We start from the raw sequence: 10,199 nt of genomic DNA, 5'->3' as shown, positions 1-10,199 counted from the left end.
ACTTTTTTTGGGGTGGGTGAACTGGGCTGCAGCCCTTGCGTTGGGGGAGTTTTGGGTGGTCTTTGCTGGTCGGGTGGGGTCTTGGGGCGTGCTTGACGAAATATGGGGGCGCTTGAACCTGTTGTGGATGTGTGACCGACGGGAAAGCCCGTCCGGAGCGCCCGATCAGATCATGAAGGGCGCATCGAGTCCCTGATCATCAGGACGGCCGATCTCAGGCTTGTCCTCCGCCGAGTCCGCACAGTGCCGATCAACGGCCGGCCGCTCACAGGCCTGCGGAGCCGGGGACCCACCGAATCACCGGGGTGAATCCGCACCCCCGCATGCAGCGGGGGCCGCGGTAGGGCCACTTCCACGCCCGAACCCGACAGCTAACCCGGTAGGCGGACTGGAAGAACTCAGGAGAACCCTTCTCATGACCGCTCGTACCTTCGATATGACCAAGCGCATCGGTACCCGCGTCGCCGCCGGCGCCGTGCTGACTGCGGCCGGCGCGTTCGGGTTCGCCTCCCTGGTCCCCTCCGCCCACGCCGACACCAAGCCCGCCACCACCACCCACGTCGCCGCCGTCACCAAGGCCGACACCGCGTCCAAGGTCGACGCCAACGGCGCCGATGCCAAGGGTGCTAAGGCGGGTGCGACCGCGCAGGACGTGATCAAGCTGGCGCGGACCCAGATCGGGACGCACGAGGACGCCTCGGGCAACAGCAAGTTCAACAACTGGTACATCGACTCGCCGCTGGGTGAGCAGAACGCGCAGCGGATCGGTGCCAAGAGCGCCTCGGTGTACAAGGGCCAGTCCTGGTGCGACATGTTCGTGTCCTGGCTGGGTCAGAACACCGGTGCCAAGGGCATGGGCGCCGACGCCTACACCGTCAGCCACGCGCAGTGGTTCAAGAAGACCGGCCGGTTCGGTCAGACGCCCAAGCCGGGCGCGGTGGTGTTCTTCGCCTGGAACGGCGGCGGGATCAAGGGCATCGACCACGTCGGGATCGTGGTGAAGGACAACCACGACGGCACCATCAACACCATCGAGGGCAACACCGGCAACGCCGTCAAGCAGAAGGTCCGCGACACCTCCACCGTCGCCGGCTACGGCTACCCCGAATACCGGTAACCCTCCAGGGCCGCACAACAGCCCCATCCCCCCGCCTCCCCCCCGGCACTCGCCTAGCGGTGCTCCCCCTTTCCCCCTGCTTTTTGCATCCCCCGCGCGATCACTGCCACGTGCCGTGCGCTGGACCTCTCATGCCCTGATCGGGCGTGACCCGGGGCGCGGGACCACCGAGCGAAGGATGAACATGCAGCAGCGAGCCATCGACACCGCCCTGACCGCCCTGACCGGTACCGCGCTTGCGGGTGTGCTGGTCGCGGGTGTGGCGGTCGAGAGCGCCCACGGCGCCCCGGCCGACAAGCCGATGGCGCACACGGCCACCTCCCAGCAGGTGACCGGGCACGACACCAAGACCACCCACCACACCACCGGCCACACCACCGGCAAGACCGCGGGGACTGCTTCGAAGACCCGTGCGGTGCTGTCGGGGAGCACGACCGCGTCCTACTTCTGGGACGACGGGTCGGGCGTCAACGGTGACACCGGCGCCCCGGCCAGCGGCAAGCCGATGCAAAAGGGCCTGTTCGCCAGCCCGAGCTGGCCGATGAACACCAAGGTCAAGGTCAGCTACCAGGGCCGCAGCGTCACCGGGTTCGTCGGCGACCGCGGACCCGGCGAGCCCTCGCACCGCGGCGTCATGCTCGACCTGGACACCTACACCTTCCGCACCCTGGTCGACGGCCACAAGCCCGCCTCCAAGTACGACACCGGCACCTCGGTCGGCCACCTCAAGGGCGTCAAGTACCAGGTCCTGTCCTGGGGCCACGGCGCCGGCACCAAGGGCACCCCCAAGCCCCTCGGCTAACCCGCCCGCCCAGGCGAACCCCTCCTAGACGCCCCCCAGTCCCCCCGAACACGGACCCCGCTCCCGTCCCCGGACGAGAGCGGGGTCCGTCGCGTCCGGCGACAATTGCCGCTGATCGGGGAAGAGCGTAACTTCTTGGCGGGATCCGGATGCCGAGCGAAGGCGGGGCGATGGCGGCGGGCGGTTCGGCAGGGGAGCGGGGGCGGCGGGCCCGCGAGCAGGCACTCGAGCTGGCCCGGCGGTCCCGCGAGGCGTACCGGCTGGCCGGACGCTGGGAGGCCGCCGCCGAGGCCGAGCGGGCGGTCGCCGCGACGCTCGTCGGGCTGACCGCGGTCGGCTGGCGGCTGCTCGTCGACCGCCGCTGGCCCGGGACCCGCGCCGCGAACATCGACATGATCCTCGTCGGGCCCGCCGGGGTGTTCGTCATCGACGTCAAGCGCTGGCACGACCGCCCGGTCGTCGACGGGGGCCGACTGGCGGCCGGCGGGGTGCCCCGCGACGAGGAGATCCGCAAGCTGCTGGCGATGACGCGGACGGCCGAGGAGGAGGTCGCGGCGCTGGGGCTGTCGCCGGTCGCGCTCGTCCCGGTCATGGCGTTCGCCGGGCACCGCATCGACACGCGCGTGGGCCGGGTCCGGCTGCTCGGCCATCCCGATCTCGTCCACGCGCTGATCGCCGAGCCGAGGCGGCTGACGCCCGCGCTGGTGGGGGTCGTCAGCGCGCACCTGGCGGAGGCGTTCCCCGCCTACGAGCCCGCCGAGCTCAAGGAGGGCGGCACCGGCGGCCCCGGCCCGGCGGCGGACGACGGCGCCGCCCTGTTCGAGACCGAAGAGGTCGAGAAGGCCGCTCTGGAATCGCTCCTGCACGCGCCGATCGAGCGGTGGATGACGTTCCTGCACCCGGACCAGGTGGCCATCGCCCGCCGGGACTGGAACGGGCCCGCGCGCATCAGCGGCCCGGCGGGGACGGGCAAGACCGTCGTCGGGCTGCACCGCGCGGCCCATCTCGCCGGGCGCGGCCGGGACCGCGTCCTTTACGTCACCTTCGTCAACAACCTGCCGCGGGTGCAGCGGCGGTTGTTCGAGCGGATGGCCGGGGTGTTCGCCGACCGCGTCGAGTTCTCCAGCCTGCACGGCTGGGCGACGGGGTTCCTCGCCGACCGCGGCGTCGAGCTGCCGCTGAACGCGGCCCGCGCGGACGACGCGTTCTCGCGCGCCTGGATGACCATCGGCCGCGACAGCGCGCTCGCTGAGATCGACCCGATGCCCGGCTACTGGCGCGAGGAGATCGACCACGTCATCAAGGGACGCGGGCTGACCTCCCTGGAGGAGTACCGGACCGTGGCCCGGCACGGCCGCCGGACCGCGCTGCAGCCCGTCCACCGGGAGGCGGCCTGGCTCCTCTACGAGGAGTACGAGTTGCTGCGTGAGGAGCGCGGCGTCGGCGATTTCAACGACGTCCTGCTGGCGGCCCTCGCGGAGCTGAAGGAGCGGCCCGCCGATCCGCCGTACTCGGCCGTCATCGTGGACGAGGTGCAGGACCTCACCCTCGTCGGCGTGAAGCTGCTGCACGCCCTCGCGGGCGACGGCCCGAACGGGCTGCTGCTGATCGGCGACGGGCAGCAGGCGGTGTACCCGGGCGGGTTCCGGCTCGCCGACGCCGGCATCGCGATCAAGGGCCGGGGTGCCGTGCTGCGCACCAACTACCGGAACGCGTCGGCGATCCTCGAGGCGGCGATGGACCTGGTGTCCGGCGACCCGTTCGACGATCTGGACGGCCCGAGCCCGAACGGCCGCCGCGCCGTGGACCTCACGTACCACGAGGGGCGGGTCGTCCGGGTGGACGCCGCGGACGAGGAGGAGCACGACCGCAGGCTCGTCGAGGCGATCCGGGCGCTGGCGGACGAGGAGCCGGACGGTTCGAGCCCATGGGCCGGCGCAGTGGTGCTGTGCCCGTCGCGCAGGGAGATCGGCCGCTACGACCGGCTCCTCACGCGCGCGGGCATCCCGGTGCTCCGGCTCGAGGGCTACGACGGGCGGCCGGTGGACGCGGTCAAGCTCGGTACGTACCGGCGGGCCAAGGGGCTGGAGTTCAAGTACGTGTTCCTGCCCCACCACGACGCCGCTCTGGCCGATGCCGCCGACGCGGACGCCGCCGCCCGGGAACGCGCGGAGCTGGCCCGCCGGCAGCTGTTCGTCGCCATGACCCGCGCACGCGACCTCCTCTGGCTCGGCTCGACCCGCGCCAACACCCCCCGCTGACGAGCAGCTGCGCGCCGTCTCCAATCTCACGCGTCACCGGATCATGGCCGTGCTCCGCTTCGAGCCGGCGACGATCACGCAGATCGCCCAGCGGGTGGGCCTGGCGAAGGGGAGCTCCAGCTACCACGTGCGGCTGCTGGAGCGGGCCGGCCTGGTGAGGGTGGTGCGAACGCGGAAGGTGAGGGGGGTCACCGAGCGGTACTACGCGATGGCCGCGCGGTCGATCGAGCTGCCGGACCCCGGCCCGGGGCAGCCGGACGTGCTCATGCGCCACGCGGTGGCGGATCTGGAGGCCTCGCCCGCCGATGGCGAGAGGCACGTGCGGATGGCGCATCTGCGGCTCACCGACGAGCAGTTCACCGAGCTCGGGGAGCGGCTGCAGGCCCTGGCGGACGAGTACCGGGCGCCGTCTGATCTCGGCCGCGACCCCGCCCTCCTCGAACGTGCCAACTCCCGCCTGCGCGGCGCTCAGACCGCCGCGTCAGGCCTGGCCGGACCGCCCGCGGGCAGTGCGCTGCTCGCTCGCCGCCGCCCCGAACCCGTACGGGGCCGGGCTCGCGCTCGCCGTCTGCGGGGCGGGGATGGGCGCCACGATGGTGCTCGGCCCCTCCCTCAGGCAGGCGATCGTCCCGAATCACCTGATCGGACGGGTCGCCTCCACCCCCCGCGACGTGCCGGGAGGGTGGGCATGAGAAAGGGCGTGCACCGATCTACGGTGTACGCCCTGTTCGTTGCGGGTGCGCCGTCAGGGACTTGAACCCCGAACCCGCGGATTAAGAGGTCGGGATCTTTGGTCCAAGATCGTCCATACGTGTCCACCGCCCCAAGTGAGCGCCGTGCATGGACGCCCCTGGGCGTTGCTGGACGCCCTCGGACTGCAACCCGAACCGCAACGCCTTCGGCGGCGCCGAGGGCCGCTCCCCGAACCAACGCGGATGCGGTAACAAAGACGGTGAGCGGGAGGGAGCCGGAGAGCTGTGGCGAACGTAGGGTTCCGAGAGATCGCTGACGGCCTGCAAGAGCGGATCAGGTCTGGTGACCTGGCGCCAGGTGCGCCAGTGCCGTCCGAGTCAGCCCTAGCGAGCGAGTACGGGGTGAGTAGGACCACCGCGCGCCGCGCTTTGGTGGCCCTTGAGGAGAAGGGACTGATTCAGGGGGGCGCCGGCCGGGTGCGTGCGGTTCGGTCGTCCAGCTCGGCACCTCGCTCGCTGGCACGCTACGAACAAATTGCGGCGGTAATACGCGCTGAGATTGATGATGGCACCCTGCGGCCAGGTCAGCAGGTCGGCACAGAGAGCTTCTTGGCGGCGCGGTTCGATGTCTCGCCGGGAACAGTCCGGCGCGCCCTTCAGGAACTTGCCAATGATGGCGCCGTCACCGGAGTGTCGGGCCGTGGATGGTTCGTCATGTCCGAGGACGGTCCGCCAACACGGACCAGCGAAACAGCCTCAGCCATTCGCGAGGGTATTCGATCGGGGGAGTGGGCAATAGGGGCGCGACTGCCCGGTGAACTCGCCCTCGCCGAGCGATTCGGCGTTGCCAGAATTACGGTAAGACGTGCCTTTGATCTCCTGGAGTCCGAGGGGCTCATTGGACGGGTTCCTGGAATCGGTCGAACTGTTCTCCGGGGTTCTGCCTAGGGTGTACCAAGCCGAGCAGTTCCTACGGGCTCCCAGTCCCATTCCCGTTCCGGCCCCCACTGGATTACCAGGCTTAGGGCGCTAATTGTGACGTCGCACGGAGGAACCTCTTTACCGAGCGTCTCGATAATTGGGGCGGCGGGTTGCTGAGACGTGCTGTAGGAGATCGTCATATGCGGAGTCCACTGAGGGAGGGACCCGTTCATCTGCCCTTCCTTGCCGGTGGCTACCCGCGTGCCCTCCTTTGCGGCTCTGAGGACGGGGGCTAGTGCGTCTGCGGGCTCGGCGCCGAGCATTATGGCTTCCGGGTGATACAGAACGCGCCCGAGTTGCACCTTGATTGGTTGGACCTTGGAAAGCAGTTGCTGTGCCGTTGCCAGCATGGCTTTCATCTGGTCCGACGATAGTTCGTCGGTACTGCCCGCGATGAGTGTCGTCATGTGTAGCCATTCGGGCGGAGTCATGTGGAACCCGCCGAAGTCTGCGAGTACTCGCTGTGCCTTTCTTGCTGTTGCCTGCACCTGCGGTTGATCCTTGAACAGCATATGCCAGTACACCGTGCCATGCCCGTGCGCCGGTTCGGGTCGGTTCTGCCAGCGGTCTCGCATCATCGTGGGCAAGGGACTCATTCGCTGCTCTCCTTCTCGTTGCCGTCTTCTGACAGGGCCGCTGCGTTGAACTCTCGAAGATGTTCCCGCAGCTCCAGTGCTCTTTTGTCGTTACGGTACTTCGCCTGATTCAGCCGACGCCCAAGCCTATCGGCGTACGCGGTAACTGTCGCTACTCGACGTTCCGGAGCGAGTGTCAGCGTAGGTGTCACTTCTTCGATCACCCCGTCTAGATCTCCTTGCATTAGGTGGGCTATACCGGCGCCGATCCTGATCTGTGCCCAGTTGGCCGGTACGTATGGTTCCCCGGCTGCCCATCCGGCATCTGCCATCTGTGCCGCCCTCAGAGCGCCTTCGGCGTCGCCGGTCTCGGTGGCGACCGCGAGGGAGAATAGCGCTTGGCGGCCGGTGGCAAATGACCACGCTGACTTGCCTGAATCTGGCGCGACAACCTCTGCAGCGCTCTCCGCGCGTTTTAGCGCCTCGCGTGCCCGCCCGAAGTCTCCTAATAGGGCGGCGGCATTCGCCTCTTGGCTGGCTAGTTGGGTCCGGATTGGGGTCTCGGGGCTGCACTCGTATCCCTGTCGGGCGGCCTCGGCTGATTCAATAAGGCGGTCTTGCCATCTCAGTGTTTTGGCTAGGGCGCTCAAAGCAAGAGCTTGATTCGTCCCTGCTTCCTGAGCATAAACTCTCGCCGCTGCACCATACTGGTTAGCAGTCTCATCATGCTTTAGGTCGCCGAAAAGTAGACAGGCGTGAGCAAGTAGTTCTGACTCTACTCGGTACAAAGTCCGTCGTTGGCTCAACCGTTGAGTGCGTCGCAACAGGTCCTGCGATTCCCGGTGCAGTCGTAGAACTTGCGCAAGGACCTTCTTTGGTGGTACTTGCGTGTGCGAGTCGGCAAGAGCCATGGTTGCGTTTTCGAGTTGGCTGATTGCCTCGTTACTCGTTCCACCGGAAGTAATTTCGGTGATTAGGCTTGCGACGTCATCTGACTGTTGCCGGTGCTCGTTGAGTGCAGTCGTGTGATTACTTGAGGTGCTAACAATCTGGGCGAATCTAGCCTTTACTTGGTCTGGCGCCTGGTTTAGGACGGTATCGAGAATCTGTTGCATCTCGGGTGTCTGCTCAAGGTCCGGGCTTGCGTTCCACTTGGCGACTGTCCGGACGGCGATGCCGAGTTTTTCGGCGAATTTCTCATTCGTTAGCCGAAAAGCTCTCTGTAAGGCGCTTGCGTGCTTGCCTTGCCAGATGCCGACCACATCCATGGCTGCTACTCCATGCGTGTGCCGTGGGGCTGTGCTGCCTGTCGCCGTCATCGTACGGCTACCCGTCTGGGCGGCCCCGGTGATCGGAGTGCATTGCCGGTGCACTGCGGGTGCATGGTGGATCCGGCCGCCGACGGGTCTCATTGATGTTGCAGGCCAGGCACCCCGTCAAGGTCGGCAGGGCGAGAGGTAAGGCAAGCGGAACCTTCCGGATACATGCCGCATCGCTTGACTCTCGCAAGGTATACAGGTTCTATAAGAGATAGAACCTGATGACTAATCAGGAGGCTGATCGTGGTTCCGCAGACGAAGAAGATCTGGCCGACGATCGCGACGATCGCCGCGCTGGTCTACGCGATCAAGAACCCGGTGGAAGCGGGGCACGCCATCAACCACCTGATGGACAGCGCCTTCGCGTTCATGGGCGCGATCGGCTGACCCGCGATGCCCGCCCCGTACCCCTCGCCCGAGCCGCCCGCGGCGCACAGTCACCACGCACGCCGCCGAGGGCCGCACCCCCGACCGATCACGGTCTCTGACCTGGAGGTGTCCATGTCCGTTCGCCCGGTCGTCCTGCCGCTGGCGGACCTGCTGAACGAGCTGGCCACGCACGGCCACTGCCGCTTCGACCCCGACCTGCACATGGGTCCGGACGCGTTCGAGGACGAGCCGGCCGCCGACCGGCGCGCCCGTCAGGACGTGGCACGCGAGGTGTGCGAGTCCTGCCCGGTCTGGGACCTGTGCCTGGACTACGCGATGCGCATCCCGCCCGCCCACGGCGTGTGGGCCGGGCTCCTGCCCTACGAGCTGGCCGCGCTTCGCCGCGAGGCCCGCGCCCTGTCTGCTTCTGAACTGTCCGCCCCTGACCTGGAAGAGGTCGCCTGACATGACCGCTGCTGAGATGACCGCCCGGACCTACACCCACCCCGACGTGCTCGGCGCCGGTGTCCGCGACGGCTGGGCCGACCCGGAGACCGACCCGACCCGGATCGACTGGACGGCGCGCCAAGCCGCCGCGGCGATCCCGTTCGCCGTGATCAACGGCCGCCCGGTGAACCCGTGCGAGAAGACCGCGGTGCGCTACGGCCGCAACGAACTGGGCCACTGGGGCGAGGCGCTGGCCGCCGACGCGCTGGTGTCGGTGACCGACTACTGGGACGGGCGCCGCTGGATCGTGATGGTGGAGCGCACGGACGGGCACGGCTGGGCGCTCCCTGGCGGGCACGTCGAGCCCGGCGAGACACCGGTGCAGGCCGCCGCCCGCGAGCTGGCCGAAGAGACCGGCCTGACCGTCCCTGCGGCGTGGACGGCGACCCCGGCCCGCTACGTCCCGGACCCGCGCGCCAGCGATGAGGCGTGGATGGTGACCGTGCTGTGCCACGCGTCCCTGGGCGTGCTGGCCCGCCCCGCCTTCCCCCGCGTGGTCGGCGGCGACGACGCCGCCCGCGCCGCCTGGGTGCCGGCCGACTCCTACGCCGAACTGACCGAGGCGCTGGCGACCTACTTCGACGGCGAGGTGTTCGCCGCCCACGTCGCGATGCTCACCCAGGCCCTGGACGGCTGACGTTGCGTCCGGCCGCTTCCCACCACCCCGCAGGGGAGCGGCTCACGGAACGGCAGAGATCCGCCGGACCCGCACACCACACGGTGTGTGCCCCGGAGCGCCCACAGCGACCAAGCCCGAGCGCCCCGGGGACTTCCCTCCCTCACAGGAAGGCATCTCCACGATGGCCGACAACCCGACCAGCGGCAAGTCCTCGACCTGGCCCAACGGCGAGCCCAAGTCCGTCCGGGACGCCTACGACGCCAAGTCCGGCCAGAAGAAGTGACCGCGGTGAGCACCTGGAACGAGTGCCCGACCTGCGGCACCGGCTACGACACCCCGGCCGAAGCGGCGCTGTGCTGCAAGAGCTGACGGCGCGTCCGGGCGGCTCCGCCGCCGTGCGGGGCCGCCTCACCCGCCGCCAGCTCTTCGATCCGCCTCTTGGAGGAAACCCGAATGGACCCGATCACTTTGGAGCCGAACCCGGCCGGGGGTCACTGCGGTGACTACACCCTCGCCGTGGCCGGCGCGATCACCGAAGCGGTGCGCGTGCTGAACTACGCGACCCTGCCGCACAACGCCGCGGCGGGCGCGCCCTACCCGTCCACCCTCTACGACATCGCGGGCCGCCTGCGCACCGCGGCGGCCGGGACCGACCAGCTGTTCCGCCAGATGGAGGACCGGCTGACCGTCATCGCCGCGACGCGCGAGATCACCGTCTCGCACGGCCCGTTCCCCACCGACCCGGCCGCCGCGGTGGCCAGGGCGGTGGAGGCCCTGCAGTGGTGCAACCGCGCCGCCTCGATGTTCGCGGCCGCACTGGCCGACGCGCACAACGCGCTGTCCCCCCTCGGCATCCGCATCCCCGCCGACACCGACCCCAACGACGCCACCGGCGACGACTCCGACTCCGGGGAGGGGTGGGCATGAGCGCGCGCGAGTGGATCCGGTTCGCCGCGT

The 10,199-nt window shown here is 68.9% G+C and carries 11 protein-coding genes and 1 riboswitch; of the genes, 9 read left to right on the top strand and 2 right to left on the bottom strand.

Annotated elements, in window-relative coordinates; genetic code table 11:
- Positions 1–249 precede the first annotated feature (249 nt).
- Positions 250–400, top strand: a riboswitch (cyclic di-AMP (ydaO/yuaA leader).
- Between the two features lie 15 nt (positions 401–415).
- The 5 genes from F9B16_RS33035 (at position 416) to F9B16_RS33010 (ending at position 5,820) form a co-directional block, all read left to right on the top strand.
- Entirely contained in the window at positions 416–1,117 is a 702-nt protein-coding gene (locus F9B16_RS33035; protein ID WP_151544144.1) for a CHAP domain-containing protein, read from the top strand.
- Positions 1,118–1,301: 184 nt separating this feature from the next.
- Entirely contained in the window at positions 1,302–1,919 is a 618-nt protein-coding gene (locus F9B16_RS33030) for a hypothetical protein (RefSeq protein WP_151544143.1), read from the top strand.
- Positions 1,920–2,068: 149 nt separating this feature from the next.
- Positions 2,069–4,180 carry a nuclease-related domain-containing DEAD/DEAH box helicase gene (locus F9B16_RS33025; protein WP_225992160.1) on the top strand — a complete coding sequence of 704 codons (2,112 nt, stop codon included), beginning with the start codon at positions 2,069–2,071 and terminating at the stop codon, positions 4,178–4,180.
- Between the two features lie 7 nt (positions 4,181–4,187).
- Positions 4,188–4,937, top strand: a complete 750-nt coding sequence (locus tag F9B16_RS52990; protein ID WP_225992162.1) for an ArsR/SmtB family transcription factor — start codon at positions 4,188–4,190, stop codon at positions 4,935–4,937.
- A gap of 220 nt (positions 4,938–5,157) precedes the next feature.
- Positions 5,158–5,820: a GntR family transcriptional regulator gene (locus F9B16_RS33010; protein WP_151544142.1), complete on the top strand. Its 663-nt coding sequence runs from the start codon at positions 5,158–5,160 to the stop codon at positions 5,818–5,820.
- On the opposite strand, the gene F9B16_RS33005 is transcribed toward F9B16_RS33010, so the two are convergent.
- Positions 5,817–6,449, bottom strand: a complete 633-nt coding sequence (locus tag F9B16_RS33005; RefSeq protein WP_151544141.1) for a 2'-5' RNA ligase family protein — start codon at positions 6,447–6,449, stop codon at positions 5,817–5,819. The genes F9B16_RS33010 and F9B16_RS33005 overlap by 4 nt on opposite strands.
- A complete protein-coding gene (locus tag F9B16_RS33000) occupies positions 6,446–7,696 on the bottom strand; it encodes a coiled-coil domain-containing protein (protein ID WP_151544140.1) in 1,251 nt (416 codons plus the stop codon). Before F9B16_RS33000 ends, F9B16_RS33005 begins: the two co-directional genes overlap by 4 nt.
- A 294-nt stretch (positions 7,697–7,990) precedes the next feature.
- Between F9B16_RS33000 and F9B16_RS51395 the strand changes: the two genes are divergently transcribed.
- The 4 genes from F9B16_RS51395 to F9B16_RS32985 all read left to right on the top strand — a co-directional run bounded on the left by F9B16_RS51395 (position 7,991) and on the right by F9B16_RS32985 (position 10,169).
- Positions 7,991–8,134 carry a hypothetical protein gene (locus F9B16_RS51395; protein ID WP_192809108.1) on the top strand — a complete coding sequence of 48 codons (144 nt, stop codon included), beginning with the start codon at positions 7,991–7,993 and terminating at the stop codon, positions 8,132–8,134.
- Between the two features lie 114 nt (positions 8,135–8,248).
- Positions 8,249–8,581 carry a WhiB family transcriptional regulator gene (locus F9B16_RS32995; protein WP_192809107.1) on the top strand — a complete coding sequence of 111 codons (333 nt, stop codon included), beginning with the start codon at positions 8,249–8,251 and terminating at the stop codon, positions 8,579–8,581.
- A gap of 1 nt (position 8,582) precedes the next feature.
- Positions 8,583–9,260, top strand: coding sequence for an NUDIX domain-containing protein (locus F9B16_RS32990; protein WP_225992159.1), 678 nt, complete (start codon positions 8,583–8,585; stop codon positions 9,258–9,260).
- Positions 9,261–9,695: 435 nt separating this feature from the next.
- Entirely contained in the window at positions 9,696–10,169 is a 474-nt protein-coding gene (locus tag F9B16_RS32985; RefSeq protein WP_151544138.1) for a hypothetical protein, read from the top strand.
- Positions 10,170–10,199: the final 30 nt, after the last annotated feature.

Source organism: Actinomadura montaniterrae (assembly GCF_008923365.1).
Taxonomy (GTDB): domain Bacteria; phylum Actinomycetota; class Actinomycetes; order Streptosporangiales; family Streptosporangiaceae; genus Spirillospora; species Spirillospora montaniterrae.
The sequence above is the reverse complement of the archived record's forward strand: the minus strand, read 5'-3'. Positions and strand labels throughout refer to the sequence as shown.